This is a genomic window from Candidatus Woesearchaeota archaeon, from assembly GCA_020854775.1.
Lineage (GTDB): Archaea > Nanobdellota > Nanobdellia > Woesearchaeales > 21-14-0-10-32-9 > 21-14-0-10-32-9.
Map to the genome: position 1 here is coordinate 43,788 of JAHKLZ010000018.1, position 26,364 is coordinate 70,151.

At 31.9% G+C, this 26,364-nt stretch carries 28 protein-coding genes; 12 read left to right on the forward strand and 16 right to left on the reverse strand.

Translation table 11 applies throughout. The features are described from left to right. The first annotated feature begins 89 nt into the window (after positions 1 to 89). Together KO361_03890 and KO361_03895 are read left to right on the forward strand one after the other, a co-directional pair. A complete protein-coding gene (locus KO361_03890; protein ID MCC7574706.1) occupies positions 90 to 1,310 on the forward strand; it encodes a hypothetical protein in 1,221 nt (406 codons plus the stop codon). Continuing rightward, positions 1,307 to 1,750 carry a hypothetical protein gene (locus KO361_03895; GenBank protein ID MCC7574707.1) on the forward strand — a complete coding sequence of 148 codons (444 nt, stop codon included), beginning with the start codon at positions 1,307 to 1,309 and terminating at the stop codon, positions 1,748 to 1,750. Before KO361_03890 ends, KO361_03895 begins: the two co-directional genes overlap by 4 nt. On the opposite strand, the gene KO361_03900 is transcribed toward KO361_03895, so the two are convergent. After that, a complete protein-coding gene (locus KO361_03900; protein MCC7574708.1) occupies positions 1,751 to 2,929 on the reverse strand; it encodes a phosphoglycerate kinase in 1,179 nt (392 codons plus the stop codon). It lies immediately after the preceding gene. 53 nt (positions 2,930 to 2,982) lie between these two features. Between KO361_03900 and KO361_03905 the strand changes: the two genes are divergently transcribed. Together KO361_03905 and KO361_03910 are read left to right on the forward strand one after the other, a co-directional pair. Continuing rightward, positions 2,983 to 3,681 carry a TrmJ/YjtD family RNA methyltransferase gene (locus KO361_03905; GenBank protein MCC7574709.1) on the forward strand — a complete coding sequence of 233 codons (699 nt, stop codon included), beginning with the start codon at positions 2,983 to 2,985 and terminating at the stop codon, positions 3,679 to 3,681. A gap of 46 nt (positions 3,682 to 3,727) precedes the next feature. Then, on the forward strand, positions 3,728 to 4,615 hold the full coding sequence (locus tag KO361_03910; GenBank protein ID MCC7574710.1) for a zonular occludens toxin domain-containing protein: 888 nt from the start codon (positions 3,728 to 3,730) through the stop codon (positions 4,613 to 4,615). Here the strand turns inward: KO361_03910 and KO361_03915 are convergent. After that, positions 4,582 to 5,529 carry a hypothetical protein gene (locus tag KO361_03915; GenBank protein ID MCC7574711.1) on the reverse strand — a complete coding sequence of 316 codons (948 nt, stop codon included), beginning with the start codon at positions 5,527 to 5,529 and terminating at the stop codon, positions 4,582 to 4,584. The genes KO361_03910 and KO361_03915 overlap by 34 nt on opposite strands. Positions 5,530 to 5,647: 118 nt before the next feature. On the opposite strand from KO361_03915, the gene KO361_03920 reads away from it, so the two are divergent. Next, positions 5,648 to 5,857 carry a hypothetical protein gene (locus tag KO361_03920; GenBank protein ID MCC7574712.1) on the forward strand — a complete coding sequence of 70 codons (210 nt, stop codon included), beginning with the start codon at positions 5,648 to 5,650 and terminating at the stop codon, positions 5,855 to 5,857. 36 nt (positions 5,858 to 5,893) lie between these two features. On the opposite strand, the gene KO361_03925 is transcribed toward KO361_03920, so the two are convergent. The 3 genes from KO361_03925 to KO361_03935 form a co-directional block, all read right to left on the reverse strand. Further along, the gene (locus KO361_03925; GenBank protein ID MCC7574713.1) at positions 5,894 to 6,421 is read right to left on the reverse strand and encodes a hypothetical protein; all 528 of its coding nucleotides are present in this window, start codon (positions 6,419 to 6,421) and stop codon (positions 5,894 to 5,896) included. Positions 6,422 to 6,539: 118 nt separating this feature from the next. After that, on the reverse strand, positions 6,540 to 7,682 hold the full coding sequence (locus KO361_03930) for a proteasome-activating nucleotidase (GenBank protein ID MCC7574714.1): 1,143 nt from the start codon (positions 7,680 to 7,682) through the stop codon (positions 6,540 to 6,542). Positions 7,683 to 7,727: 45 nt separating this feature from the next. Then, on the reverse strand, positions 7,728 to 8,762 hold the full coding sequence (locus KO361_03935; protein ID MCC7574715.1) for a Xaa-Pro peptidase family protein: 1,035 nt from the start codon (positions 8,760 to 8,762) through the stop codon (positions 7,728 to 7,730). 54 nt (positions 8,763 to 8,816) lie between these two features. Here KO361_03935 and KO361_03940 point away from each other — a divergent pair, with 54 nt between their 5' ends. Continuing rightward, positions 8,817 to 10,778, forward strand: coding sequence for a DEAD/DEAH box helicase (locus KO361_03940; GenBank protein ID MCC7574716.1), 1,962 nt, complete (start codon positions 8,817 to 8,819; stop codon positions 10,776 to 10,778). A 13-nt stretch (positions 10,779 to 10,791) separates the two neighbouring features. On the opposite strand, the gene KO361_03945 is transcribed toward KO361_03940, so the two are convergent. Next, a complete protein-coding gene (locus KO361_03945; protein ID MCC7574717.1) occupies positions 10,792 to 11,541 on the reverse strand; it encodes a hypothetical protein in 750 nt (249 codons plus the stop codon). Positions 11,542 to 11,758: 217 nt separating this feature from the next. Between KO361_03945 and KO361_03950 the strand changes: the two genes are divergently transcribed. Further along, on the forward strand, positions 11,759 to 12,223 hold the full coding sequence (locus KO361_03950) for a rhodanese-like domain-containing protein (GenBank protein ID MCC7574718.1): 465 nt from the start codon (positions 11,759 to 11,761) through the stop codon (positions 12,221 to 12,223). Positions 12,224 to 12,334: 111 nt separating this feature from the next. Here the strand turns inward: KO361_03950 and KO361_03955 are convergent, their stop codons facing one another. From KO361_03955 to KO361_03970, 4 genes are all read right to left on the reverse strand, one after another. After that, on the reverse strand, positions 12,335 to 12,598 hold the full coding sequence (locus tag KO361_03955; protein MCC7574719.1) for a PRC-barrel domain-containing protein: 264 nt from the start codon (positions 12,596 to 12,598) through the stop codon (positions 12,335 to 12,337). Between the two features lie 90 nt (positions 12,599 to 12,688). Continuing rightward, positions 12,689 to 13,510 carry a metal ABC transporter permease gene (locus tag KO361_03960; GenBank protein MCC7574720.1) on the reverse strand — a complete coding sequence of 274 codons (822 nt, stop codon included), beginning with the start codon at positions 13,508 to 13,510 and terminating at the stop codon, positions 12,689 to 12,691. Positions 13,511 to 13,512: 2 nt separating this feature from the next. Then, positions 13,513 to 14,235 carry an ABC transporter ATP-binding protein gene (locus tag KO361_03965; GenBank protein MCC7574721.1) on the reverse strand — a complete coding sequence of 241 codons (723 nt, stop codon included), beginning with the start codon at positions 14,233 to 14,235 and terminating at the stop codon, positions 13,513 to 13,515. Beyond that, a complete protein-coding gene (locus KO361_03970) occupies positions 14,226 to 15,437 on the reverse strand; it encodes a zinc ABC transporter substrate-binding protein (protein ID MCC7574722.1) in 1,212 nt (403 codons plus the stop codon). Before KO361_03970 ends, KO361_03965 begins: the two co-directional genes overlap by 10 nt. Positions 15,438 to 15,740: 303 nt before the next feature. Here KO361_03970 and KO361_03975 point away from each other — a divergent pair, with 303 nt between their 5' ends. Both KO361_03975 and KO361_03980 read left to right on the forward strand, forming a co-directional pair. Beyond that, positions 15,741 to 16,385 carry a hypothetical protein gene (locus KO361_03975; protein MCC7574723.1) on the forward strand — a complete coding sequence of 215 codons (645 nt, stop codon included), beginning with the start codon at positions 15,741 to 15,743 and terminating at the stop codon, positions 16,383 to 16,385. Next, positions 16,363 to 16,980, forward strand: a complete 618-nt coding sequence (locus KO361_03980) for an HAD family phosphatase (GenBank protein ID MCC7574724.1) — start codon at positions 16,363 to 16,365, stop codon at positions 16,978 to 16,980. Before KO361_03975 ends, KO361_03980 begins: the two co-directional genes overlap by 23 nt. Positions 16,981 to 17,032: 52 nt before the next feature. On the opposite strand, the gene KO361_03985 is transcribed toward KO361_03980, so the two are convergent. Both KO361_03985 and KO361_03990 read right to left on the reverse strand, forming a co-directional pair. Continuing rightward, a complete protein-coding gene (locus KO361_03985; GenBank protein MCC7574725.1) occupies positions 17,033 to 18,064 on the reverse strand; it encodes a tyrosine--tRNA ligase in 1,032 nt (343 codons plus the stop codon). Positions 18,065 to 18,129: 65 nt separating this feature from the next. Then, complete coding sequence (locus KO361_03990; protein ID MCC7574726.1) at positions 18,130 to 19,206, reverse strand: ribonuclease D; 1,077 nt, start codon at positions 19,204 to 19,206, stop codon at positions 18,130 to 18,132. 122 nt (positions 19,207 to 19,328) lie between these two features. Between KO361_03990 and KO361_03995 the strand changes: the two genes are divergently transcribed. Then, positions 19,329 to 19,853 carry an SAM-dependent methyltransferase gene (locus KO361_03995; GenBank protein ID MCC7574727.1) on the forward strand — a complete coding sequence of 175 codons (525 nt, stop codon included), beginning with the start codon at positions 19,329 to 19,331 and terminating at the stop codon, positions 19,851 to 19,853. 24 nt (positions 19,854 to 19,877) lie between these two features. On the opposite strand, the gene KO361_04000 is transcribed toward KO361_03995, so the two are convergent. Then, positions 19,878 to 20,057 carry a PLDc N-terminal domain-containing protein gene (locus KO361_04000; GenBank protein MCC7574728.1) on the reverse strand — a complete coding sequence of 60 codons (180 nt, stop codon included), beginning with the start codon at positions 20,055 to 20,057 and terminating at the stop codon, positions 19,878 to 19,880. Between the two features lie 84 nt (positions 20,058 to 20,141). Here KO361_04000 and KO361_04005 point away from each other — a divergent pair, with 84 nt between their 5' ends. After that, positions 20,142 to 21,455 (forward strand): MBL fold metallo-hydrolase, encoded by a 1,314-nt coding sequence (locus KO361_04005; protein MCC7574729.1) that lies wholly within the window; start codon positions 20,142 to 20,144, stop codon positions 21,453 to 21,455. A 6-nt stretch (positions 21,456 to 21,461) separates the two neighbouring features. Here KO361_04005 and KO361_04010 read toward each other — a convergent pair whose 3' ends face one another. Genes KO361_04010 through KO361_04020 form a run of 3 tightly spaced genes read right to left on the reverse strand, consistent with a single transcriptional unit; the run spans position 21,462 to position 24,956 of the window. After that, a complete protein-coding gene (locus KO361_04010; protein ID MCC7574730.1) occupies positions 21,462 to 22,577 on the reverse strand; it encodes an HAD-IIIA family hydrolase in 1,116 nt (371 codons plus the stop codon). Next, positions 22,574 to 23,224 carry a hypothetical protein gene (locus tag KO361_04015; GenBank protein ID MCC7574731.1) on the reverse strand — a complete coding sequence of 217 codons (651 nt, stop codon included), beginning with the start codon at positions 23,222 to 23,224 and terminating at the stop codon, positions 22,574 to 22,576. The genes KO361_04010 and KO361_04015 overlap by 4 nt, the downstream gene beginning before the upstream one ends. A gap of 43 nt (positions 23,225 to 23,267) precedes the next feature. Further along, complete coding sequence (locus KO361_04020; GenBank protein MCC7574732.1) at positions 23,268 to 24,956, reverse strand: FAD-dependent thymidylate synthase; 1,689 nt, start codon at positions 24,954 to 24,956, stop codon at positions 23,268 to 23,270. 193 nt (positions 24,957 to 25,149) lie between these two features. On the opposite strand from KO361_04020, the gene rlmD reads away from it, so the two are divergent. Beyond that, on the forward strand, positions 25,150 to 26,268 hold the full coding sequence (gene rlmD, locus KO361_04025) for a 23S rRNA (uracil(1939)-C(5))-methyltransferase RlmD (GenBank protein ID MCC7574733.1): 1,119 nt from the start codon (positions 25,150 to 25,152) through the stop codon (positions 26,266 to 26,268). Positions 26,269 to 26,364 lie beyond the last annotated feature (96 nt).

Genomic DNA, 26,364 nt, shown 5'->3' on the forward strand with positions numbered 1-26,364 from the left:
AACAGTATTATGTCCAAAAAGATTAAAAGTAACAAAGATTTAACATCATTAGAAGCTTCATTGAGAAGTTATTTGTTGAAGGGTTAATCATGGTTTTTGGTTTATTTAAAAAAAAGAAGAAAATAGAAGTTATTCACGTTCAAGATATTGATTCTTGGATTAAAAAGACTTTTGAAGCAGAGAATCTTGGTTTAAAAATTGGTATTTTGAAGCGAGAGCTTAATTCTAAGAAAGCTAAAATTTATGAACTTTTAGAGGATTTAGATAAAGCAGAACTTGTTGATAGTAGCGTTATTCCTGAGAGGGCTAAAAGCATATTTCATGGAAATAAAAAGTCTTATGTTCAAAAAATTAGTTTGTTTCTTGATCAATTAATTTGTCCTGATGATGTTTCTGAGATTGAGTCTTTCTTAGAAGATGTTTCTTTGAAGCTTGAAGATTTAGCTCAGGAAACTAATAAGAATTATTTTATTATTAAGGAATTCATCGAGGATGATGTTAGAAAAGTTGCTAGTAAAATAAAAGAGATTGATGATGTTGTTAGTTCTGCTAGGTCTTCTGTTGATAAAACACCTATTAGTAAGTTTCGTGAACTTAAAGATCTTTTAAGTTTGTATTATGATAATGTTTCTAAGATTGATGAAACTAAGAAATTAATTGAGGCTGTTTTAGAAAGAAAGAGTTTAGAAGTTGAGAGGCGAAAAAAAGTTGAATCTAAGATTCGTGATTTGGAGAAGTCTCCTCATTTTGTTGATTATTCTGAGTTGAATGAAAAGAAAGGTGTTGTTGAGGAAAATTTGAAAAAAGTCGAATATTCCGTTATTAATTTGTTTTCTGGTATTAGTTCTGTTTTGAAGAAGTATAGTAAAAAGAAAAAAAATAAATTGGCTGCGAGTTATTCTGATAATGCTGTTAATGCGTTATTATCTGATTCTAAGTTAGGTATTCTTAAAGTTTTAGAAGATGTTGTTAAAATTAAGGATTCTTTAGATATTAAAAGCACTAAGCTTAAGAAGTTAGATTCTGAAGTTGATAGTATTAGTGAGAAGAAATTGGATAAGTTTAGGTCTGAGCTTGTTAAGTTGGGTGATGATTTGAATGATTTGAATAATGTTATTAAGAATCATTCTTTTGGTCTTAATCTTAAGGAGCTTAAGGGTCGTTTAGATATTATTAATCAGAACATTGTTGATGTTGAGCGTGAAGAACAAGAATTAGAGGATGTTTTGGAGCGTCTTAATCCTAGGTTGGTTAAGCAAAAGATGAGGGATTTGATTAAGAGTATCAGAGAAGGTACTGTTTTAGAATGATTCGTGCTAAAGATTTGGATGAGTTTGTTTCTTTTTTTGTGAATGATTTTAGTTATAAGTACGTTAAAGTAGGTAAGAATTATTTTTTGGTTAATTCTTTTTCTGATTCTTTTTCTGATAATAATCTTAGTTCTTTCATGATTGGTTCTCCTTTAGGTAAGGATAATAAGTTTTTTGAGCCTAGTTTGTTTTTATTAGAGCTTTTATCTAAGGATTCTAGGAATAAAGTTTTTATTAATGATCAGGCTGAGTGGTTGTTTCTTTGTGGTAGAGATGTGTTTCTTGATAACGTTGTTAAGAATCAGTCTAGTGGTGATGTTTTCTTGGTTCAGAATTCTAAGGATGAGAATCTTGGTCTTGGTTTTAAGACTAAGATAAATGGTAAAGTCATGGTTAAGAATTTGTTTGATCGAGGGGATTTTCTTAGGCGGGAGAATTAGTTATTTTTTGTTTTTAGGGCTTTTTATGAGTGCTTGTATAGCTGTTAATTGTTTGCCTTCCATTAGTGTTAGGCTCGCTCCTCCGCCTGTTGATACGTGATAAAATTCGTTTTGTATTTTTAGTTGTTCTGCTATGCTCGCGGTGTCTCCTCCTCCTATTATTGTTTTTATGTCTTTTCTGTTCGCTAAGTATTGTAGTATTTTTTTTGTTGCTTTTAGGAATTCGGGGTTTTCGTAATAACCTAAGGGGCCGTTCCATATCATTGTTTTGCTGTTTCCTAGTATTTTTTTGAATTCTTCTATTGTTTCTTTTCCTAGGTCTAGTCCTGTTAAGTAGGATGGTATGTTTTTTGGTTGCATCGTTATTATTGTGCTTGGGTTATCTTTATCATCTGCTACTACTACGTCTTTTGGGAGTGTTATTTTTTCGTTGTTTCCTAGTAGTTTAGCGTTCATTACGTATTTTTTGTCGTACATGCTTTTTCCGATGCTGTATCCTTTTGCTTTGTAGAAGGTGAATATCATTGCTCCTCCTAGTAATAAGTGGTCTACTTTGTGTATTAGGTTCATTATTAGTGGGAGTTTTGTTTCTAGTTTTGATCCTCCTATTATTGCTGTGAATGGTTTTTCTGGTTTTTCTAATTCTTTGAATATGTTTAGTTCTTTTTCTACTAGTAATCCTATTCCTCCTGGTATGTATTTTGTGATTGCGTGGACTGATGCGTGTTCTCTGTGGCTTACTCCGAATGCGTCATTTATGTATATGTCTGCTAGTTTTGCTAGTTTTTTTGCGTATTCTTTATCGTTTAATTTTTCTTCTTCTCTGAATCTTAGATTTTCTAGTAGTACTATTTTTGCTTCTCTCGGTGTTGGGAATTCGTCGAAGTCAACTGAATCATCTACTTTAGTTGTTTTTCTTCCTGTTAATTTGTATATTCTTTTTGCTATTTTGTTTGTTGTGTATATTTCTTCTTTGTTTTTTGGTCTTCCTAGATGAGTTGCTATTATTATTTGTGTTGCTCCTTCTTTTATTAGTAGTTTTATTGTTGGTAGGCTTGCTTTTATTCTGAAGTCATCTGTTATGTCTCCTTTTTGGTTTATTGGTACGTTGTAGTCTGTTCTTAGAAGTATTTTTTTTCCTTTTATTTTGAAGTCTTTGATTGTTAGTGGTTTTTGCATTTTTCTTATTAGTTTTGGATAATATATAAATATAACTGTTGGATTCTTTTATTATGGATTTGTCAGTTATTTTGGTTAGGCCTTTGTATCAAGGTAATGTTGGTGCTGTTGCTCGAGCTATGGTTAATTTTGGTTTGTCTAATTTGATTATTGTTGGTTCTTTTAGTGTTGAGGATGAGTCTCGTTGTAGGGCGAAGCATGCTAATCATGTTCTTGATAATATTAGATTTGTTGATTCTTTAGATAGTTTAAAATCTGATTTTGGTGTTCTTGTTGGTACTACTGGTGTTGTTGGTTCTGATTTTAATTTGCCTAGGAGTCCTTTGTTGCTTGAAGAGGTTGTTTCTGAGTGTAAGCACTTGAGTGGTAAGATTGGTTTGGTTTTTGGTTCTGAGGATTCTGGTTTGAGCAATAATGATTTGTTGTTGTGTGATTTTGCTTTACATATTCCGTCTAGTTCTGATTATCCTGTTCTTAATCTTAGTCATGCTGCTTCTATTGTTTTTTATGAGTTTTTTAAGAATGATGCTTTGCGTGGTACTCACAGTGTTGCGTCTGTGCGTGAGCGCGAGGAAGCTTTGGTTGTTTTGAATGAAATAATTGATGGTATGAGTTTTAGGTCGGAGAGTGATCGTGATACTCAAAGAGTTGTTTGGCGCAGAGTTATTGGTAAGAGTTTTTTGACTAAGCGAGAATTGTTTGCTGTTATTGGTTTTTTTAGGAATGTTCTTTTTTCTTTGAAGAAGAAATAGTTTTTTTTGGGAAGTTTTTTATATTTCTTTGTTTTTTGTTGTTTTTATGAGTAAGTCTAAGAAAGTTAATGATGATTCTAAGATTAGTGTTTGGTTTAGAGTTCTTATTTTTATTGGTAAGGTTTCTTGGTTTATTTTTAGGATTCCTTATTTTATTGGTAAGTATTTTTATTTGTTTGTTAGGTCTTTGTGTTGTAAGACTGAGCCTTTGCCTAGTATTAAGGGCGTTGTTTTTGTTAAGGGTGCTATTCGTAGTTCTAAGCCTGATGATGTTTCTTTTAGTGTTTTGGATTCTTTAAAGGGTAGTTTTAAGGGTTTTTTTAATTATTTGAGGAAGAATGATTCTTTTATTGCTTTGGTTATTGGTGCTCGTGGTTCTGGTAAGACTGCTGTTTCTCTTTCTTTGATGGATGCTTTGCGTGGTTCTAAGAAGCATTATTTTGCTATGGGTTTTTCTAGGGAAGCTTTGCCTAATTGGATTTTTTTGGTTGATGATGTTTCTTTTATTAAGAATGATTCTCTTGTTTTGGTTGATGAGGGCGGTATTTTGTTTTCTTCTCGTGATTCTATGTCTGATGCTAATAAGTTGTTGTCTGATCTTTTAATGATTGCGCGTCATAAGAATATTAGTATTATTTTTATTTCTCAGAATTCTTCTAATCTTGAAATTAATACGTTGCGTCAGGCTGATGTTCTTATTTTGAAGAAGCATTCTTTGTTGCAGAAGAGTTTTGAGCGTAAGATTATTGCGAAGCTTTATGAAGAGTATGATTCTTATTTTGATAAGCATAAGTCTTTGAAGGGTGCGGCTTTGATTTATTCTGATTCTTTTGTTGGTTTTGTTAATGTTGGTCTTCCTAGTTTTTGGAGTGTTAAAACTAGTAAGAGTTTTGAGCATACTCAATCTAAGGATTCGAAGAGTGTTAAGAAATAGTTTTTGTATTCCTGTACTATGTTTGGTTGTGTAATAATTAGTATGTTTTCGTCGTTTATTGTGTTTGCTACGTTTGTTGGGTTGTAGCTTCCTGTTATTATTAAGTTGTCTATTATGATTATTTTGTTGTGTTGAAAAATGTTTGATGAGTGTATTTTTATTGTTATATTATTTTCTTGTAGCATAGGTGTTGTCCAGTATTGTTTGTTTTGAAAATTTTCTATTATTCCTTGTACTTGTAATCCTTGTTCGTGTTTTTTTATTATTTCTTGAGTTATTTCTTTATCTGTAAATGTGAATAACATGAATTGTATTGTTTGGTTTGCTTGTTTTATTTTATTTATTATTTGTTCTTTGCATGCGTCTTGTGGGCAGAAATAATTTTCTAATGTGTAATTGTTGTATTTTATCTTTGTTGTTTGTGTTTTTTTCTTTGGTTGTTGTTCTTCGTTTATTTTTTTTAGTTGTTCAAATTCTTCTTCGTAATTCTTTGCGAGTGTTTTTGATTCTATTATTATTAGGTTTTCATGGTGTTGATTATTTTCTGTTGGATTATAGCTTCCTGTTATTATTGTTGTTTGGTTTATTACGCAAAATTTGTGATGCATTAGTCCTTTTGTGTTTATTTTTTCGAATTCTTCATCGTTATGCGTTATTATTTCCGCGTTTTCTTTTTTTAGTTTGTTTATTATTTCTTTGTTTGATATATCATAGAACGCGCATTTTAGTGTTTTGGAGTTGTTTGTTATTTTTATGAGTTGATGTTCGCAATTTGTTTCTTTACAAAAATATGTTTTTATTTCTCCTTGTTCTTCGACTATTATGTTTTGTTTTTGTATTTCAAATAAGTCTATGTATATTATTGTTAATACAATAAGTAGTAGTATTATTTTTAGTTTTTTGTTCGTGTCCACTTTGTTTATTAATTTTTTTTTATTAAAATATTCTTCTTAGAAAAATCCGGAAAAAAACAAAAAGTATTTAAATAATCAATTCAATAAAACAATTAATAAAATTTGTGAGGTAATATTTATGGCAGCAAAAAAGAAAGCAACCAAAAAAGCAACTAAGAAAAAAGCAGCTCCAAAAAAAGCAGTAAAAAAAGTTGTAAAAAAAGTTGTAAAAAAGGCAAAAAAAGTTGCAAAGAAGGCAGCTCCAAAAAAGAAAGCGGCTCCTAAGAAAAAAGCAGTAAAAAAGAAAGTCGCTAAGAAGGCAGCTCCAAAAAAGAAAGCTAAAAAATAAATGTTTTTTTTAGTTAATTGTTTTTTTTATTTTTTTTTATTTTTTTCTCAATCTTTGTTCTATGAATTCTTTTGATTTTAGTGTTGAGAATAGTATTTGAGGGTCTTTTTTTGTTAGTTCTTCGTGTTTTTTTGGTTTTATTGTTATTTTTATGTTTAGTATTTCCGCTATTTTTTTGAGTTCTTCATCTGTTATTACGTTTAAGGGTTTTATTTCTTGTTTTGTTATTTCTTTTTTGTTCATGAAGAAGTTTAGTAATTCTTCTGCTTCGTCATTCAAGGTTTTAGAGCTTATTATTTCTTTTTTTTCTTTATTTGTTATTTTTAGTTTGTCTTGGAATATTTTTTTTAGAAAATATTTAGTTATTAGGTGCGTGTTTTCTTTGTTTTCTTTTAAGTAGTATTCTTGTTCTTTGTTTTTTATGTTTATTGTTTTGTTTATTCTTAGGTTTTTTCGTATTCTTTTTTCTATTAGTTCTAAGAAGTGGTTTTCGCAGAATGTTTGATTCGTGTGATCAGTCCAGGTTGATTCTTTTTTGCACTTAATGCATTTTTTGGCATTCATTTGTTTGAGAAAGAAAAAGTTTTATATTAAGTTATTCTTTTCTAGTATTGCGATGATGACGTGAACACCCGCTGATACGTGATGAACGGAAGTAACTGCTGAGCAATTATTATTATTTTTATCCGAACATGGTTTGGTACGTTGTGTCTTTTTGTCTGTCTTCTCCTCTGATTTTGTTTATTGCTTTTATGAAGTCTTTTTCTGATACTTTTGTTTTGTTTTTTCTTATTGCGAAGTATCCTGCTTCTGTGCATACTGATTTTATGTCTGCTCCTGAGAAGTCATGCATTTTTTTTAGTAATGATTCTGAGTTTATTGATTTTTCTAAGCTCATTTTCTTTGTGTGTATTTTGAATATTTCTGTTTGTCCTTCTATTCCAGGTATTGGTACTTCTACTAGTCTGTCTAGTCTTCCAGGTCTTAGTATGGCTGGGTCTAAGATATCTTTTCTGTTTGTGCATCCTATTACTTTGACGTTGTCTAGTGCTTTGAATCCGTCTATTTCTGCTAAGAACTGCATGAATGTTCTTTGTACTTCTCTTTCTCCCGAGGTTCCTATTTCTATTCTTTTTGCCGCTATTGCATCTATTTCGTCTATGAATATTATGCTTGGTGCTCTTTCTCTTGCTAGTTTGAATATGTCTTTTACTAGTTTTGCTCCTTCTCCTATGAATTTTTGGACTAGTTCTGATCCTACTATTTCTATGAATGTGCTGTTAGTTGATGATGCTACTGCTTTTGCTAGTAGTGTTTTTCCTGTTCCTGGTGGTCCGTATAGTAATACTCCTTTCGGGGGCGTGATTCCTATTTTTTTGAATAATTCTGGTTTTGTTAATGGTAATTCAATGACTTCTTTTAGTTCGTTTTCTTGTATGGATAGTCCTCCTATGTCTTTCCAGGAAGTGTTAGGATGATCTATTATTACGAATTGTTCTATTTCTACTTTTTTTTCTTGTAGTATTTTGTCTACTATTGTTAGGTTTTTTTGTTCTACGGCTACGTTATCGCCTGGTTTTAAGTCTTTGATTGTGCTTGATATGTTTACTAAGAATTTGTTTCCGTTTGGTACTTTTATGATTGCGGTGTTATCAAATATGTCTGCTACTTCTGCTAGCATTAGTGCAGGTGATCTGTATCTGTCTACTTCTAGTTTTAGTTGAAATACTGTTTCTCTTAAGATTTTGTTTTCGTTTTCTAAATCCATTAGGTTCTCAGAGTATTTTGTTTCTTCTTTATCTTGTTTTTTTGATTCTGCTCTCATGTTTTTTAAAGAAAGTGGTTTTGTTATTTAAATATTAGGGTTATTTTATTGTATTATTTTTAGTGTTTTTGGGGCTTTTTTCGTTAAAATTATTGGTTTTTCTTTTATTATGATTGTGTCTTCTATTCTTATTCCATAATTTTCGTAATATCCTGGTTCTATTGTTAGTACTTGACTTTTTCTTATTATGTCTTCTGAATCAGGTTTTATGCTTGGTTTTTCGTGTATTTCTAGTCCTACTCCGTGTCCTAATCCGTGTATGAATAGTTCTGGTTTCTTCATTATTCTTAGTGTTTCTTCATAGAGTTTTTTTGCTTTTATTCCTGTTCTTGTCTTTTTTATCATTGTTTCTTGCACGTTTAATAATTCTTCATAGATTTGTTTTTCTTGGTTTGTTGGTTTTCCTAAGTAAATTGTTCTTGTCATGTCTGATTTGTATCCTTCGTAGTCAAATCCTAAGTCTATTACTAAGAATCCTTTGTTTAATTTTTTTTGTGGTTCGTGGTGAGGTATCCCCGCGTTTTTTCCTGAGGCAACTACTGGATTGAATGCTAATCCTAGATTATTTCTTAATGCGTATATTTTTATGTGTTGTTCTATTTGTTTTTCTGTGTTTAGTTCTTTTTTTTCTAGTTTTTTTATTATTTGTTTCCAGCATTTAACTGCGTGGTTACACGCTGTTTTTATTTTTTTTATTTCTTCTTCGTTTTTTTGACTTCTTAGTTCTTGTAATTCTGTGTTTATGTCTTTTGTTCTCCTTAGGTTTAGTTCTTCTTTGTCTTTTAGTGTGATTTGTTCATGATTTGTTAGTGTTAGTCCTTTTATGTTTATTTTTTTTAGTTCTTTATTATTTTTTATTGTTAATATTTTTAGGTCTTTTTTTAGGAATTCTTTATTTATTGATTCTAATGGTTTTGTTAGTAAAATGTTTTCTTTTCTTGTTATTATTAGTGTTGCTTTTGTTATTTCTTTTTCAAGAAGCCATTTGAAATTTGGATCAGTTGATTTTAGAATTATTTGGTTAGCTTTGTGTTTTGTTAATATTTTCTTTATTGTTTTTAGTTTGTTTTGATATTTCATATTATTATTGTGTTAATACAAGGGTTTTTAAACTTTAGGTTCTCTCTTGGTTTTATGGTTGAAGAGCTTAAGTTTAAGGATTTTGTGCTTGATCGTTTTCAGATCGAGGCGATTCATAGCATTGAGAATAATCATTCCGTTGTTGTGAGTGCTGCTACTGGTACTGGTAAGACTTTGATTGCTGATTACGTGATTGATAAGTATTTGAAGCAAGGTAAGAAGATTGTTTATACTGCGCCTATTAAGGCTTTGTCTAATCAGAAGTTTAATGATTTTAGGAAGGATTATGGTGATGAATCTGTTGGTATTCTTACTGGAGATGTTACTATTAATCATGGTGCTCCTTTGTTGATTATGACTACTGAGATTTATAGGAATATGCTTCTTAGTAATGATCCTTTTATTGATGATGTTGCTTATGTTGTGTTTGATGAGATTCATTTTCTTGGTGATGTTGAGCGTGGTACGGTTTGGGAGGAGAGTATTATTTTTAGTAAGTCTCATACTCGTTTTCTTTGTTTAAGTGCGACTATTCCTAATGCTCGTCAGTTCGCGAATTGGATTAGTCATGTTAAGAATCACGAGGTGGATGTTGTTACTGAGAAGAAGCGCGCGGTTCCTTTGAAGCATGAGTTTTTTGATTCTGAGCATGGTTTTGCTAAGCTTGATCAGATTGAGGAGTGGAAGCAACTTGATAAATATCCTAAGTATTATAGTTCTTTAAAGCATAAAAAGCGTGCGAGAGAGGAGCGTATGAATGTTAAGAAGAAGTCTCATGTTGATTTGGTTCGTGATCTTGAATCTAAGAATAAGTTACCTTGTATTTATTTTTGTTTTTCTCGTTTGCTTACTGAACAAAAAAGTGATTCTTTGAAGCGTTTTAAGAATTATCTTAATGCTCAGGAAAGCGCGGAAGCTGGTAGGATTATTAGGGAAAAGATTAGTGGTGCTGATCCTAGTATTCGTGATTTGAAGACGACTAAGCTTCTTCGTGAGTGTCTTAGTAAGGGTGTTGGTTTTCATCATGCTGGTCTTCTTAGTGTTTTGAAGGAGTTAGTTGAGGATTTGTTTGGTCGTGGTTTGGTTAAGGTTTTGTTTGCTACGGAGACTTTCGCCGTTGGTATTAATATGCCTGCTAGGACTGTTTGTTTTGATTCTTTGGAGAAGTTTGATGGTATTAATTTTAGGTATTTGAATAGTAAGGAATATTTTCAGTTGGCTGGTAGGGCTGGTCGTCGTGGTATTGATAAGGAGGGTTTGGCTGTTAGTGTTATTGAGCGTAGGATGGCTGATATTCCTAAGATTAAGATTATTACAAGTGATGATAAAGAACCTTTAAAGTCTCAGTTCAAGGTTAGTTTTAATACTGTTCTTAATTTGCTTAGGAGTCATACTCCTGAGGAGCAGGAGTTGTTGTTGAAAAAGAGTTTTTATGCTTATCAGCAACTTGGTACTAAGGGCGCTTCTAGGATTGTTGCGAGTTTTGAAAAGAAGAAAGGTAGGTTGCTTAGTAAGGGTTTTATTTACAAGCAAGATGGTTCTTTTGAGTTGAGTGAGAAGGGTTTGTTTGCTAGTCGTATTTATAATGATGATTTGGTTGTTACTAACATTTTTTGTTCTGGTAAAACTAAGGAGTTGGGTGAACGTGATATTTTGTTGCTTATTGGCGCGATTTCTTTTGAGGAGCGTAAGAATACTCGTTTTAAGTCTCGTTATAATAAAGTTACGAATAATGTTTTTGATTTGTTTCGTGATGATAAGGATGTTATGATTTATTTGAAGAAGAAGCCTGTGCAGAAGTTGGAGCAGTTCTTGATGAGTTGGCTTGATGGTTTTGAGTTTGTTGATGTTATGCAATTCACGAATATTCTTGAGGGCGACATTGTTAGGTTTTTTAGGCAGATTATTGATTTGTTGCAACAGATTCAGCACGCGACTCTTGATGATGAGCTTCGTGAGAAAGTTATTGCGTTGAAGAAGAAGATTGATCGTGATGTTATTAGTGTTGCTTTTTAGTTTTTGTTTTTTTTTAAGAAATTATTTTTTTGAGTAAGAAGTAGTCGTAGAGGTCTTTTTCTATGTCGTGTCTTTCAGGTTTTATTACTGAGTCTATTAATACTTGTTCGTGAAAGGATGATATGTTTTCAAGATTTAAGTAGCTGTTATTTAATATTTTTTTTCTTAAATCTTCGTAATCAGGTCTTAGTTCTTGTTTGAATTCTGCTTTTTTTTCTATTCTTTTTAATTTTCTTTTTAGTTCTAGTTCTGGTTTTCTTACTTTTAAATATAAATTGTTAGTATCTTCTATTTTAGCTTTGGTCATTATTGTTTCTGGTGTTATGTCTAGTTTTTTTAGAGGTATATTGTAAAAGTTGTTTTTTAGTTCGTGTTCTATGTCTTCTTTTATTTTTTTATATAATTCGTCTTGATATCTGGTGAAGCTTAGTAAAAAAACGTCTTTAGAACTTTCTACTTTGTTAGTGGTTGTGGTTATTGTGTTGGCGTTGTGATTTCTTTGAACGTGATAGTGTAGGTCGAATTTGTTTTTTAGAAAAACGCTTATTTCTTTTCCGTATCCTTGTAAGAAGTCTTTGAAAGATATGTTTTTTACTAGTATGTCTGCGTCAATTGTGGTTCTTAGGTAATTTTTGAATTGTTCATATGCGTGTATTTGAACATTTAAACCGCCAACAATCATGTATTCTAGTGTGGGGTTGAGAGAATCTATTTTTGCTAAGGCGTACAAATCTATTTTTGTTAATTTTTTATTTAAACTCATTATTTCTGATCACTCAACAACAATATATAAACATTTCTATTTTTTTGTCACTTTATAGTAGATTCAAATGTTTTTTTTTGGTGTTTAAATCCGGACTTTTTTTATTAAATTAGTGATTTATAAATTTTATTAATTAGTTGATTAAATAATAAAAAAAACAATTAAGTTATGGTTTTGAAAGGTAACTTTTTTATTATTTCTTTATTTTCTAATGTTTATGAAGCGAATATTTGTTGGTTTAGGCATTATTGTTGCGTTATTCGTAGGATTCATTGTTTTCTCTGATTATTGCGTGGCTTGTGGTTGCGTTATTTGTAAAGCTGATTTTACAACCCCTGTTGTTAGTTCTAGCGTTGTTAATCAAGATGTTGTTAGTGTTGTTTCTGCTTCTGATTTTAATGATTTATTATCTGATAACGTTGTATTGATTGATATTCGTACACCTCAAGAATTTGATGAAAGACACATTAGTGGCGCCGTTAATATTGATTTTTATTCTTCTTCTTTCAGGAACGAGTTGAATTCTTTGGATAAAGATAAAGTTTATCTTATTTATTGTAGGACTGGTTCTAGAACCAATACTGCTTCTGAAATCATGAAGAATCTTGGGTTTGAAAAGGTTTATGTTCTTAGAGGTGGCATCACTGATTGGTCTAGAAGTGGTTTTCCTATTGTTTCCTGAAAAATATTAAGATTTTGATTTTAAGATAAGATTTAATTTAAAAGAATAAAAATAGAATAAGAAAAAAACAGAATTAAAAAATAAAATAAGAATAGAAAAAAAGTTTAAGAATTATATTATGTCTTCCTCTGCTACTACCATGAAGTCTCCGATTGCGATTACTGCTGAGAATGGTATTAGTGAATCTCCTTCTTTGTTTCTTTCTAGTTCTAGTTTCTTAGAATATGGTGTTTGATTTATTAGTACTATGTGTATTAGTTCTCCTGAGCTTGTTTCGAATACTATGTCTCCTACTTCTCCGAATCTTTTTCCTGTTTTAGAAACTACTGTTTTTCCTATTAGTTGTTTTGAGTATTTTTTTTCATCATCAGCCATTATAACACCCTCGCTTACGTGATTGTAATACTTCTTTAGAGTTGTTATTAATATTTAAAGGTTTTGTTTTTATGGTGTTGTTTATCTCTTTTATGTGTTTTTTTTCGAGATTTTCTTGATTTTTTTGCATACTAGTATTGTTGAAAATATTAAGAATGTTACTAATATTATTGTTCCTGATGTTGCTGCGTCTATGTAATAAGATGTTATGATTCCTGTTATGACTGATGTCGTGCTTATTATTCCAGCAAATATTAATGTTTGTTTGAAGCTTTTTGCTATTTGTGTGGCTGTTACTGCTGGTATTATTATTAGTGATGATACTAGTAATAAACCGGTGATTCTCATTGATATCGCGATTGTGATTGCTGTTAGTATCATTAGCATAGTGTTTAGTTGTTGTGTGTTTACTCCTGATATTTTTGCGGATTCTTCGTCGAATGTCATTGCTAATAATTTTTTGTAGTTTAGAATTATGAATGTTAATGCTAGCAAAGTTAGTATTAGTGCTGTGATTGTTTCTGTTTTTGTTATTGCGAGTATGCTTCCGAATAGGTAACTCATTATGTCTACGTTTACGCCTTGTGTGATGCTTATTATGAATATTCCTATTCCCATGCTTGTTTGGCTTAGTATTCCTATTGCTGCGTCTCCGTGTATCTTGGTTTTTTCTACGAGTTTTAGTATGCCTAGGCTTCCTAGGACTGCGAATATTGTTGCTGATAGTAATGGTTTTAGTCCGAATAGGAATCCTGCTGCGACTCCTCCGAATGATAGGTGTGCTAATCCGTCTCCTAGTAATGCGTATCTTCTTAGTACTAGGAATACTCCTAGGGTTGAGAGTGTTATTGCTATTAGTGTTCCTGTTATGAGCGCGTTTTGCATGAATCCGTATTGTAGTAGTTCTATCATTTTTAGTGTTCGTGGTTTAGTAAGTGATAATTTTGTGGTGTTTTTCCTGTTTCGTGTGCGCAGAATTCTTCGTGTGTTCCGTGGAAGTATAGTGTTTTGTTTAGGCATGCGACTTTGTTTACGTGTTTCGTGATGGTTCCTGTATCATGAGATACTAGTATTATTGTTATGCCTTTTTTATTTAGTTTGTTTAGTAATTCGTAGAATGATTTTCTGCTTTCTTTGTCTATGCCCGTTGTTGGTTCATCTAGTATTAGTAGTTCTGGTTTTTTTAGTAGTGCTCTCGCGATGAATACTCTTTGTTGTTGTCCTCCTGATAGTGCTCCTATTTTTCTTTTTATGTATGGACTCATATTCACTGTTTCTAGTGTTTTTGTTATGTTTTCGTTCGTGGTTTTTTTTGTGGTTCCTGTTTCTATTATTTCTTTTACTGTTGCGGGGAATGTTTGATCTATGTTTGTTGCTTTTTGTGGTACGTATCCTATTTTTTGCCAGTCTTTGAATTCTTTGATGTTTTTTCCTAGTATTTTTATTGTTCCTTTTTCTGATTTGTTTAATCCTAGTATTAGTCGTAGTAGTGTTGTTTTTCCTGAGCCGTTTGGTCCTACTAGTCCTAGGAAGTCTCCTTTTTCAACTTCAAAATTTATGTTTTCTAGTACTTTTGTGTCTCCGTATTTGAAGTTCAGGTTTTTTATTTGGATTATTTTTTTTTCTTTTATTCGCATCTTAGCCCTATTCTTAGGTTTTCAAGGTTTTGATTCATTAAGTCTATAAATGTTTTTTGGCCGAAGTCCTTTGCTGGTATGTTTTCTCCTGGTGATAACATTAGTGTTTCTGCTCCTATTTCTTTTGCTAGTGCTTCTGATACTCTTGGGCTTGCTAGTTCTTCGAAGAATACGTGTTTTATGTCGTGTTCTCTTGCTTCTTTTATTATGTTAGTTATTGTTTTTGGGCTTGGTTCTTGTTCTGCGCTAAGTCCTCTGATTGGTATTTGTTTTAAGTCATATTTATTCGCCAAATACCTGAAGGAGTCATGGTTTGTTATGAACGCGTTTATTTCACAATTTCTTAGTCCTGTTTGGTAATTTTGGTCTAGTTGTCTTAGTTTTTTTATGTATTCGTCCGCGTTTGCTCTGTATGTTTCTGTTTGTTCTGGGTTCATTGTTGATAGTTTTGTTGTTATCGCGTTCACGATTTCTATGCTGTTTTCGAAGTCGAGCCATATGTGTGGGTCGTATTCTGAGTCGTGGTGATGGTCATCATCTAAATATTTGTGTAGTAAATCTTCTATTTCTTCTAAAGCGTCTTCAGAAGTTATATCTCCGTTTTCCCATTCATGAACAATATGATCAATTTCCTCAATTAATTTGTGATCGTGGTCGTGCTCATCGTCGTGTTCATCATCTAAATATTTGTGTATTAACTTTTCTATTTCTTCTAAAGCGTCTTCAGAAGTTATATCTCCGTTTTCCCATTCATGAACAATATGATCAATTTCTTCAATTAGGTGTTCTAATTCATCATCAGGACTATGTTCATGTTCATCGCGTTCATGACTGTGTCCATGTGTGTGTTCTGCTTTAATTAGTTGTACTTTTTTTGTTGCTTGTAGTGTTTTTTCTTTGTGTTTTCCTTCAAGGTCTAGTACTGCTTCTAGCCATGGTTCCATTTCTTCTCCTATGAATATTATTAGATTTGCTTGTTCTAGTTTTACTAAGTCGCTTGGTTTTAGGTCGTAGTGATGTATGTCTACGCCTGGTGGTACTAGCATTTGGACGTTTTCTTGTGGTGCTATTTCTTTTGCGAATTCGTATAGTGGGAATGTTGATGTTAGTATTAGTAGTTCGTCTTCGTTTTGTGTTGTTTGTGTGCATCCTGTTATTATTAGTATTGATATTATTGTTATTGTTAGAATTATTTTTTTCATTTTATTTACCTCGTCGAGTAATTTTTGTTTATATTTTATTTAGGAAAAGCACATTAATTTAAATACGTTATTGATTATCATTATCAATAATTTTTGTGTGTATTTTCTAATTTTTGAACATTAATCATTTTTAATTAATTACTTGTAAAATAATATTTTGTTCTGCGTAAAGAACGTTCTGCGAAGTAGAGTTATAAAATTTTTAACTAATTTTTTTTTTTAAGAAAAACATAATTTAGAATTTTAAGTTATTTATAGAATACTTTCGATAAGTTATTTAAATTCGTATTATTTATTATGAGTATGGTTAAGGTTTTAAACAACATTACTGATTTAAAAAATTATAAAATGTTTAATCTGATAAGTTTTTATCTTAAAAATAAAGAGCAAGTATGTATAGGTATAACGGGTGCAGGCGGTGCAGGGAAAACAACTCTTGCAATTAATTTAGTTAATTATTTTGGAGTTGATAATTCTTTAGCAATAGATTTGGATGATTATTTAATATCTCGTGAAGAGCGAGGTAAGTTGGGTTTGACAGGGTATCAGCCTGAAGCAAATAATTTAATTCTTGCAAGAGAACAAATTCTTGAATTAAAAAAAGGTAATGAAATAAAAAAACCTGTTTATGATCATTCAACGGGTAAGCGAGAAAGATTTGAAATAGTAATTCCGAAGCCAATAATGATTTTTGAGGGTGTTACGACTTTATATGATGAATTAGATGATGTTTATGATTTGTCTATATTTTTAGATGCTTTAGAAGAGACGCAAATAAAAAGTCGTATTGAACGAGATGTTAATATAAGAAGTTATACTATTGATGAAGCTTTAGAGCTATATAAGAATTTAAAGCCTTATTATGCTAAATACATCGAGCCAACAAAAAAGAAAGCGAATATTATAGGGGAGGTGGGTGCTGATTATGTTATACATATCAAAGTTTAAACATTGTATTTTTGATTTTGATGGAGTCATTATAGATTCTGAGAAGAAGAAGTTTAAGAATTTACAGGAAATTTTAAAGAAGTATGATTTTGATTTAAATGAGGATTGTTTTTTTGATTTTGTAGGTAAAAAACGAGTTTATTTTATCAAAGAATTAAAAAATGAAAGATTAAATTTTCATTTAAAAGAAATAATGGATGAAGTTCATAAAAAAGATTTTGATCTTGATGATTTAGTTCTAATTCCTGGTTTGATTGATTTTTTATGTTTTTTAAAAAATAATAATGTTGAAGCACACATCGCGACGGGTTCTTCTCAAGATTTTGTTTTTAAAGTTTTAGAATTGTTTAAGATAAAAAAATATTTTTCTCACATACTAACAGGGGATCAAGTTAAAGAGTCGAAACCATCTCCTAAAATTTATTTAGAATTACGTAGAAAAATTAATAATGAATCTGCTTTTGTTATTGAAGATTCTTCTGCAGGTATTATTTCTGCAAAAAAAGCAAAATTTTTTGTTATTTCTTTGATAGAGCATGATGAGTCGGATCTTTTTGTTTCTGATTTTTTTGAATTGTTAAAAATAATTTCTTGATATTTATTATAATGTGCGAGACAATTAGAAAAAAATAAGATTTGTTTTTGGTTTAGTTTTCTGGATAAGCTTCTTTGATTAGTGCTTCGTGTTTTTCAAGTTCTTCTCTTATTGGTGTTATTAGTTTGATTAGTTCGTCTGCTACGCCTTGTTTTAGGTCTATGCTTGATAGTTTTTTGTTTACGAAGTCTTGTTCTAATTCTTCATAGTTTTTGTATGTTATTTGTCCGCCGTATTGTTCTGGTCTGTTTATTTCAAAGTTTCTTTTTTCTTGTTCTAAGAATTTGAATAGTACATATTTTGTTATTGCTAGTAGTCCGTTTCCTTCTGCTTTCCCGTCTTCTGAGTATGCTTTGTTTATTTTTTTTCTTATTATTTTGTCTGAGTCGTCAAAGTCTATTTTTGAGTTTGGTTCGCTACTGCTCATTTTTCCGCTTTCTCCTAGTCCTGGTACTAATGGATTTAGTAAGTGTATTCTTTTTTGGTATCCTATTCTAGGTAGGTTTTCTCGGGCAAACATGAATATTTTTCTTTGGTCTACTCCTCCGAATTGTGCGTCTACTTGTAAGTATTCTTCGTCTAGTGCTTGTAGTATAGGGTATAGTAGTCCTGACATTTTTGGGTTTTCTACTTGTTTTACTACTTCTGCTCCTGCTTTTTGTGTGTCTTTAGTTGTTGTTAGTGCTGATATTTTGTACATGTCTAATGTGTATTTTTCTTGTAGTTGGAAGTCTGTTCCTTTTATGAATTTTAATTTGTCTAGTGATACTTTGGCTCTTTTTAGCATTTTTTTTATTAGTAATTCGTAGAATTGTGTTCTTTTTTCTAGTAGTTCCCAGTTTGTTTTCATGTTATCTAGGTATGCGTGCATGTTTGCGAATAATATTGTGACTTCGCATCCTGCGTTGAGTAAATCCGCTATTTTGAACATTGGTACTAGGTGTCCGACGTGTGGTTTTCCTGTTGGTGCTGCTCCCCAGTATACTTTTAAGTTTCTTTCGTTTAGTATTTCTAGGATTTTTTCTTCTCCTACTACTTCTTGTAAGTCTCTTGTTATTAGTTCTTTTTTTTGTTCTGGGTTCATTTTATTTTAGAGATATCTTTAGTTATTTATAGAATTTTTGTTTTTTTATTATTTGCATCATTTTTTTATGTGAATAGTTTTGTTTCTTTTAGAACTAGTTCTTTTTGCCATTCTCTTAAGGATTTGTAGTTTTTGTTTCTTACTACTTCGTGTACTTGGTCTTTTGTCATTATCAAGTATGGTTCTATTCCTAGTTGGTTTCCTATTTTTACTCTTGTGTCTTCTAATTCTTGTAGTTGTGTTTTTTGTTCTTCTGTGTAATTTTTTCTTTCACGTTTTTGTTGTGGTTCTTGTTTTATGTTTAGTTTTTGTGTTTCGTAATATAGTCTTGGAGCCATAGCTTTTATTCTTGGGTGTATTCCTCTTATTTTTGTCCATTCTTCTTTTGTTCTTGGAGGGTTTTGTGTTATTTCTAGGATTTTTCTGTTTGATATTATTTTGTATGCTGGTTTGTCTGTTTTTTTTGCTATTGTTTCTCTTTCTTCGTATAGTTTTTGTGCGAATATTTTTTCTTTTTGGTTTAGTTTTGATACTCCTTTTAGGTCTTCGAATTCTGGTTCTTTGTAATAGTATTCTTTTTGTTCTAAGTGTTTTAGTTCTTCTCGTAGCCACGTTGTTCTGTTTAGTTCTTCTATTCTTGTTTCTAGTAATTCTTTTAGTTTTATTAAGTACAATGTGTCTTTTACTGCGTATGTCATCATTTCTGGGTTTATTGGTCTTATTGTCCAGTCAGCCATTTGGAATTTTGATTCTTTGTTTATTGAGAAATATTTTTCTAGTAGGGATCCTAGTCCTACGTTTTTTTCGCCTATGAATAGTGCTGCGATTTGTGTGTCAAATAAGTTTTTTGGTTGTATGTTTAATTCATATTTTAGTATTCTTAGGTCGAAGCTTACGTCGTGAAATATTTTTTGTATTTCTTCGTTTTCTAGTATTTTTTTTAGTGGTTCTATTTGTTTTATTGCTAATATATCTACGACCCAGTTTTTTTCTTTTGTTGATATTTGTATTATTGATATGTATGAGCCGTAGTGATGTAAATTATTTTCACATTCTAGGTCTATAGCTATTGTTTTTTGTGTTTCTAGTTCTTTGCATGTTTTTTCTAGTTTTTGTTCGTTATCTACGTAGATGTATTCCATTTTTGTTTCGTTTTTTTAGAGGGTTTTGTTTTGTTTATATATTTTTTTAAGAAAGAAAAAAAACTACTTATTAGTAGTTATAAATAGAAATGTTTATATGTTGGTTGTTTTTAGCTAAAATTATGATTTTAGAACCTAGAATGAGAAAAAATGAGATTTTTCAAGAAGACATAATTCTTAATAGTTATTGTCCTATGACTAAGAAGCTTGAAAGCATGTATGGTTATTCTCATCTTAGTAGGCCTATGTTTCATAAAATAATGTCTTTAGGTAATCCTGAGGGAAAAACTGTTTTAGATATTGGTTGTGGTAGTAACGGGCACGTAACTCGTAGTTTTGAACCTTGGTTATCTAGAAGTTTAACAATATTAGGTGCCAGAGTTATTGGTTTAGATATTGGTTATTTAGGTAATGAGATATTTGAAAATTACAAAGTTGATTTGACTAAGCTTGATTGTTTGTCTTTTATTAAAGATAATAGTGTTGATTTGGCTGTTGCTGATTCTTTTTTTAATGCGCCTTGTTTTAGTGATGGGAAAATTACTGGTAAACAAGTTTATGATTCTTTGCTTCCTCAGTTAGAACGCGTTGTTAAGCCCGATGGATATTTTGTTTATGATGATTCTTTTGATGTTTTTGAATTATAAAAAAAAGAAGAAATTAAAAAAATATTATTTTTTTTCTATGAAGTAATAAGCGATAGCTGTTATTATGCTTAGTATTACTGCTAGGACTGTCCAGATTATTTTTCGTTCTTTTTTCATCTTTTTTTGGTTTGTCCACACATCATGTATTACCCATATCGCGCATATTAATGCGATTATTCCTATTAATCCTTGTCCTAGAACCATTTTGTTTTTCCCCTCCTAAAAAAAAAATTGTTATTACTTATTCTTTGAATAAGCTTTATATATTTTTCTAGAATCTTGGTTTCTATGTTGGAAATTATTCCTGTTGGAGGTTATGGCGAGGTTGGTCGTAATTGTACTCTTATTAAGTGGAAATCTGAATCTGTTCTTGTTGATTTGGGTTTGGAGCTTGATAATTATATTCGTTTAACTGAGGATAATCCTAAGGATCCTGGTTTTGATGATGTGATTGTGTCTGGTAGTGTTCCTGATATTTTGTCTTTATCTAAGGCTGATTTGAAGAGTTTAAAAGCTGTTCTTATTAGTCATGGTCATCTTGATCACGTGGGTGGTGTTCCTTATTTTATTAAGAAATTAGGGGTTAAGGTTCATGGTTCTTCGTTTACTATGGCTATTTTAAAGTCTTTGCTTCTTGATAAGAAAGTTGATGCGTCTGATTTTTTGGTGAGTCATGATGCTAATTCTTGTTTTCGTGTTTCTAAGAACATAGAGGTTGAGTTTTTGCCTATTACTCATAGTATTCCTCAAGCGTTCGTTGTGGTTGTTCGTACTCCTAGTGGTAGCGTTGTTTATGCTAATGATTTCAAAGTGGATGATTCTCCTGTTGTTGGTGATGTTTTTGATGCTTCTGTTTTCAGCAGGGTTAAGGATTGTAGGGTTCTTATTATTGATTCTCTTTACGCAGGGATTCCTGGGACTTCTGGTTCTGAGCAACTCGCGAGGAAGATGTTGTTTGATGCTTTGCTTCGTAAGTCTTATGATGATAATAATATTCTTATTACTACTTTTTCTAGTCATATTGGTCGTTTGAAGACTTTGGTTGAGTTAGCTAAGAAAATGAATCGTCAGCCTGTTCTTGTTGGTAGGTCTTTGTTGAAGTATGTTGAGGCTGCTAAGAGTGCTGGTGTTGCTGATTTGCTTGATGGTGTTGAATTCGTGAAGTATGGTTCTGATGTGGAGAAGTATTTTAAGATTGTTAGGGATACTGAGAAAAAGTTTTTTATTGTGACTGGTCATCAAGGTGAGCCGAAAGCTGTTCTTTCTCGTTTAGTTTTTGGTAAGTTGTTTCCTTTTAAGAAGAATGATTTAGTGGTTTTTTCGTCGAAAGTTATTCCTTCTGGGGAGAACGAGGAGAATGTTCGTAGTTTGGAACGTGGCTTGCGTCATCTCGGCGTTGAAGTTTTGAAGGAGCTTCATGTTTCTGGTCATGCTCATAGCGAAGAACATAAGTTATTGATTAGTTTGTTAAAACCCGAGTTTATTATTCCGACGCATGGTGAGCCTGATATGTTGGAGGCTCAGAAGGATTTTTGTAAGTCTTTAGGTTATGATGATGATAAGGTTTTGTTGTTGAAGAATTTTGATCGGGTTAAGTTTTAGTTTTTTTTATTTTATTATTTGTTTTGCTTCTTTTATGTTATTTATTGTGTATCTAGGTGTTGTTGTATTTGGCAGGTTTGATTTTATTCTTATTGTTTTAAGTCCTATGTTTTGTCCTGCTGTTATGTCTGAGTCCATATCTCCTATCATGTAGCTTCGTGTTGTGTTTATGTTGTATTTTTTTATTATTTGTTCAAATAGTCTTGTTTGTGGTTTTTTGTCTGGGCAATTTTTATCTCTTCCATGAATACAATATCCCCAATCGTTTATTGTTATTCCTTTTTCTTTGTATTGTGTTGCTACTGATTTGAATACATTTTCTACTTCTTGTGGAGTCATTCTTCCTCTTGCAACCCATGGTTGTGATGATATTATGAATAATTTGTATCCTTTTTCTTGAAAGTTTCTTAGTGTTTCGAATGATTCTTGGTATATTTTGTCTGTTGGTATTATTTCTGGATATTGTGAGTTGTCTACTATTGTTCCGTCTTTATCTAAGAATATTGCTTTGTTCATTTCTATTCCTAAGTAATTGTTTAGGTGTGATTGCAGTACTAGGTTTATTGCTTCTGGTCTGCCGTTTGTGTTTATTATTTCTGCGTAAGGTAAATCTTTTGCTATTTCTATGTATTTATTATGTAATTTTTCTATTTTTTCTAGTTGTTCGTCTAAGTTTAGTGGTTTTCCTTCTTCTTCATTTCTTTTTTTGATTCTTTGTAATGCTATTTCTGGGTCGCATAGTAGTATCATTGCTAATCCAGGTGTTGGGTAAAACGCGTTTTGTTCTCTTATTCTTTGTAAGGGTATTCCTTGTAATGATTGATAAACTTCTGTTGATATGAATCCTCTATTACCTATTATTAGGTGTCCTTGTTTGTTTAGTAAGTATTCGTAATCTGTTAATCCTTTTTTTCTACTTTTTATGAATAGTTCTAGTTCTTTTTCAGGGTTTCTTATTGGCGCGTTTTTTATTTTTAGTATTTCTTCTCTGTAATATTTTGGTTCGTAGAAAGTTGTTACTTCCAGTCCTAGTTCTTTTTCTGCGTAGTCTTGTAAGTCTTGTATTCTTCCTTCTTTTCCTGATCCGCTTATTCCGTCAATCATTACTAAGTTATTAGTCATTTCTTTGTTCCTCTTGGTGCTCCGCAACCGAGTTTGCCAAAGTCTCTGTATAATGCGTAGCAATTTTCTCTTGAGTAGAATTTTTTTTCTTCTTTGGTTGCTGGAACATCTTGAACTACTTTTACGTCAGCCCAAGCATTTGGGTGTGCGTAGAATGGGAATTCTTCGTTTGTTTTTGATATGAATACTCCTGTGAATGTTTGGTTTTGTTGTATTGCTAAAGCAACTCTGTGTGCTCCATCATTTATTATAGGTATTTGTATTTTTACTTTGTTGTTGTATTTTATTTCTGATTCGTTTGGTACGTACATTACTGTTCTTGGTGTTACTTCTATTATTGGCGGTGTTAATGTCCATATTTCTCCTTTTTCATTTTTTAATTCATATGCTGCGTCTAAGTGTAATGAGTCTATTCCAAAGTTTGTTAATAAGTGTTTTCTTAGTTCTTTTTGAAATTTTAAGTTTTTTTCTATTAAGTAGAATGTTGTTGGGTTGACTTCGAATGGAGATAGTTCTCTGAAAGTTATATCTGAATTTTGATATACAAGTATTTCTTCATTTAATGCATTTTTTTGCATTAAGGGTACTGTTCTTATTTTTTGTTCTAGTTCAGAAAATTCTATTTTGTTTATTGGTTCTATTTTCATTTATGTTCACCATCCTATTAGCCTCGCCTATTTTTTATGAAAATTATTTTCTTTTTTCTTGGTCGTACCATTTCCTCGCGTTTTTTATTAAGTGTTGAGGATATGTTTGTTTGTCTACTTTTAGGTATTGTCCGAATGTTGGCGCTGTTGTTTTTATTTTTTCTGCGACGTCCCACGCTATTTCTCTGTATGAGTCGTGTCCTGGGCTTTTGCTTCTTAGTTCTATGTAGTAGCCGTCTTGTCCTGCTGACCAGTTTATTAGTCTTCTGCATTTGAATGCGAATGGTACTATTAGTTGTGCTACGTATTTGTTGTCTTGTCTTATGTTATTGAATGTTGTTGACATCTCGTTTAGTATTTGGTTGTATTCTTTTTCTAGTTTTGCTGTTTTTATCATTTGTGGTGTTTCGAATCCGTGTTCTGTTGTTAGTGCTTGTCTGAGCCATGCTCCTCTTCTGTGTCTGTGGTTATCTCTGTCTGCTCCGTAATCTATCAGGGTTTCGAATATTGGTGTGTCGATTAGTGTTGGTTTTGGGAATGGGTCGAATGTTCCTCTTGTTTTGAATGTTTGGTGAATTATTTCTTGTGCTTTTTTTGGTTCTTTTGTTAGTGCTTTGTAGTATTGTTCGAATGATGCGTTTCCGTAGTGCCACGCCATTGCTGATGCTATAAATATGTCTGTGAAGCTTGTTACGTTTTCTACGAAGTTTGTTCTTGGTGTTACTTCGAATGTTCTGTTTTTTTCAAATTCGAATAGTTCAGGTAGTGCTTCGTCGAAGTATTGTCTTAGTTCTTGTTGGTATTCGCTTATTTTTGCGTGTGATTTTTCTCCCATTAGTACAGGTACTACTTTTTGTGCTTCTTCTATTATTGTTCTTCCTATTTGTTGGTCTTGTTTTAATGGGCTTGATAAGAAATCAGTTACTACTTCTTCTAGTGCTCTTACTTCCATAGATGCTCCTACTGATGTTAGCATTGATGGTGTAAGTAAATATCTTGAGTAGTCTAGCATTGATTTTCGAGCGTTTGCGTCGTATGCTTCTATTATTTGTGTTTTTGTTTTTTTTGTTTCTGTTCTTAGTGAGTAATCTAAGAATTCTTGGTTTAGTGGGTGGTTTCCTGAGAATATTTCTAGTTTGTGTGTTATTTCTTGGTAGTTGTTTATTATTTTATTTAGTGATTTGAATATTTCTTCTGCGTGTTTTGAGTTTTTTAAGTCTAGGTTATCTTCTGATTTTGCTAAAACGTTTTTCCAATCTATGTATCTTGATGATTTTACTTGCGGGTGTGCTAGTGGGTGTCCTGTTATTAGTTTTCCTGATAGGTCAGGTATGTTTTCGCAGATGAATCTCACGTTTCCTAGTTCTTTTATTGAGTTGTGTCCGTAGCTTTGTGCCCATTTTTGTATGAATTGTTTGTTTTTTTCTGTTGGTAATCTCCAGTTTTCTGTGAAGTCAGAATATGCTTTTTTTAGTTGTTCTACGTTTATTCCTGTTATGTCTTGTGGTATTGAGTCCATTTTTGGTAGTGGTAGGTCTTCTGATTCTATGCTTAGTAGTAGTCTTTTTTGGAAGGGTTCGTGTGTTCTGCTGTATGCTGCTGCTAGTGTTGCGAATTGTTCTGGTGGTATTGTGTCGTATACGAAGAATATGTCTGCGAATGGTTTTGATACGTACAGTGATAGTATTGCTTCTTCTTGTTCTTGTGTGAATTTTTCTGTGAATTTTCCCATTTTTATTTCTCCCCCTTAATAAAAAAATTAACTATTGTTTTTTGTTACTATTTTAGAATTGCAACTTTTATTTAAATGTTTTCATCGACGAGAAAACTTATTTGTTTTAGTCACTTAGTTGTTACGAATACTTTTCGTGTTTTTGTGTGTTTTTTTGGTAATTTATAAAAAAGGTTCTTATTTACTTTTTTTTATGTTTGCTCGATGTAAGTTGTTTGGTGTGTGTGGCGGGTGTGTTAATCAGCACGTTCCGTACGAGGTTCAGTTGGAGAATAAGCGTCGTAATCTTGCTAGTTTTACTAATTTTTGTGTTGATGATATCAGAGTTGTTTCTGGTTCTCCTTTTGGTTATAGGAATCGTATGGATTTCGTGTTTTCTCAGGGCGAGATTGGTTTTCGTGAGCGTGGTAAGTGGTTTAAAGTTGTGGATGTTGATAATTGTCCTATTTCTAATGCTAAGTTGAATTCTTTGTTGGTTGAAGTTCGTAACTTTTTTTTGCCTTTTAAGGATGATTTTTTTGATTTGAAATCTCAGAGTGGTTTGTTTAGGTATTGTGTGATTCGTGTTCCTAGTAAGATTAGTTCTTTAACTTTTATTTTGAATGATGATTCTTCTGATAAGAGTCGTGGTCGCTCATTGGTTGAGGAATTTTCTAGGGTGACGAGTGCTGATAATGTTTTGGTTGGTTATAATGCTAAGAACAGCGATGTGAGTATATCTGAGAATTTTGAGGTTTTGAAAGGTTCAGACTTCTTAGAAGAAGAAATTCTTGGTAGGACTTTGAGGTTTCATTCTCAAGCTTTTTTTCAGAATAACACGGAGATGGCTCGTTCCCTTGTGAGTGTTGTTAGGGATATTTTTGAGCGTCAGGAGAATAATGTTTTTTTGCTTGATTTGTATGGCGGGGTTGGTACGTTTGGTATTTGTCTTGCTGATTTGTTTAAAGAAGTTGTTGTCGTGGAGTGTGTTGATTCCGCGATTCGTTGTGTTGAGAAAAATTCTAGGATTAATAATGTTAATAATGTTAAGGGTTTTGTTCTTGACGCGAAGCAGATTAATCGTCTTGATCTTAAGAAGCCTTTGAAAGTCGTTGTTGATCCTCCTCGTAGTGGTATGGTTCCTAAGGCGATTGAGCGTTTGCTTTCTTTGAAGCCTGACGTTATTGTTTATGTTTCTTGTAATGCGAAGCAACTTAAGAATGAGCTTCCTAGGTTTAAGGACTACGATGTTAAAAGTGTTACTTTGGTTGATTTGTTTCCTCAAACTAATCACTTTGAGGCTGTTGTTGAACTCATTAAGAAAACGGAGTGAGACTAAGCGAAGCGCATGTCTCACACTAGCAAGACGTGCACGAGCTTTCTGGTGCAATCACTTTGAGGCTGTTGTTGAACTCATTAAGAAAACGGA

Coding starts and splice junctions, on each gene's coding strand:
- KO361_03890 (MCC7574706.1), top strand. CDS start 90: ATGGTTTTTGGTTTATTTAAAAAAAAGAAGAAAATAGAAGTTATTCAC.
- KO361_03895 (MCC7574707.1), top strand. CDS start 1,307: ATGATTCGTGCTAAAGATTTGGATGAGTTTGTTTCTTTTTTTGTGAAT.
- KO361_03900 (MCC7574708.1), bottom strand. CDS start 2,929: ATGCAAAAACCACTAACAATCAAAGACTTCAAAATAAAAGGAAAAAAA.
- KO361_03905 (MCC7574709.1), top strand. CDS start 2,983: ATGGATTTGTCAGTTATTTTGGTTAGGCCTTTGTATCAAGGTAATGTT.
- KO361_03910 (MCC7574710.1), top strand. CDS start 3,728: ATGAGTAAGTCTAAGAAAGTTAATGATGATTCTAAGATTAGTGTTTGG.
- KO361_03920 (MCC7574712.1), top strand. CDS start 5,648: ATGGCAGCAAAAAAGAAAGCAACCAAAAAAGCAACTAAGAAAAAAGCA.
- KO361_03925 (MCC7574713.1), bottom strand. CDS start 6,421: ATGAATGCCAAAAAATGCATTAAGTGCAAAAAAGAATCAACCTGGACT.
- KO361_03930 (MCC7574714.1), bottom strand. CDS start 7,682: ATGAGAGCAGAATCAAAAAAACAAGATAAAGAAGAAACAAAATACTCT.
- KO361_03935 (MCC7574715.1), bottom strand. CDS start 8,762: ATGAAATATCAAAACAAACTAAAAACAATAAAGAAAATATTAACAAAA.
- KO361_03940 (MCC7574716.1), top strand. CDS start 8,817: ATGGTTGAAGAGCTTAAGTTTAAGGATTTTGTGCTTGATCGTTTTCAG.
- KO361_03945 (MCC7574717.1), bottom strand. CDS start 11,541: ATGAGTTTAAATAAAAAATTAACAAAAATAGATTTGTACGCCTTAGCA.
- KO361_03950 (MCC7574718.1), top strand. CDS start 11,759: ATGAAGCGAATATTTGTTGGTTTAGGCATTATTGTTGCGTTATTCGTA.
- KO361_03955 (MCC7574719.1), bottom strand. CDS start 12,598: ATGGCTGATGATGAAAAAAAATACTCAAAACAACTAATAGGAAAAACA.
- KO361_03960 (MCC7574720.1), bottom strand. CDS start 13,510: ATGATAGAACTACTACAATACGGATTCATGCAAAACGCGCTCATAACA.
- KO361_03965 (MCC7574721.1), bottom strand. CDS start 14,235: ATGCGAATAAAAGAAAAAAAAATAATCCAAATAAAAAACCTGAACTTC.
- KO361_03970 (MCC7574722.1), bottom strand. CDS start 15,437: ATGAAAAAAATAATTCTAACAATAACAATAATATCAATACTAATAATA.
- KO361_03975 (MCC7574723.1), top strand. CDS start 15,741: ATGGTTAAGGTTTTAAACAACATTACTGATTTAAAAAATTATAAAATG.
- KO361_03980 (MCC7574724.1), top strand. CDS start 16,363: ATGTTATACATATCAAAGTTTAAACATTGTATTTTTGATTTTGATGGA.
- KO361_03985 (MCC7574725.1), bottom strand. CDS start 18,064: ATGAACCCAGAACAAAAAAAAGAACTAATAACAAGAGACTTACAAGAA.
- KO361_03990 (MCC7574726.1), bottom strand. CDS start 19,206: ATGGAATACATCTACGTAGATAACGAACAAAAACTAGAAAAAACATGC.
- KO361_03995 (MCC7574727.1), top strand. CDS start 19,329: ATGATTTTAGAACCTAGAATGAGAAAAAATGAGATTTTTCAAGAAGAC.
- KO361_04000 (MCC7574728.1), bottom strand. CDS start 20,057: ATGGTTCTAGGACAAGGATTAATAGGAATAATCGCATTAATATGCGCG.
- KO361_04005 (MCC7574729.1), top strand. CDS start 20,142: ATGTTGGAAATTATTCCTGTTGGAGGTTATGGCGAGGTTGGTCGTAAT.
- KO361_04010 (MCC7574730.1), bottom strand. CDS start 22,577: ATGACTAATAACTTAGTAATGATTGACGGAATAAGCGGATCAGGAAAA.
- KO361_04015 (MCC7574731.1), bottom strand. CDS start 23,224: ATGAAAATAGAACCAATAAACAAAATAGAATTTTCTGAACTAGAACAA.
- KO361_04020 (MCC7574732.1), bottom strand. CDS start 24,956: ATGGGAAAATTCACAGAAAAATTCACACAAGAACAAGAAGAAGCAATA.
- rlmD (MCC7574733.1), top strand. CDS start 25,150: ATGTTTGCTCGATGTAAGTTGTTTGGTGTGTGTGGCGGGTGTGTTAAT.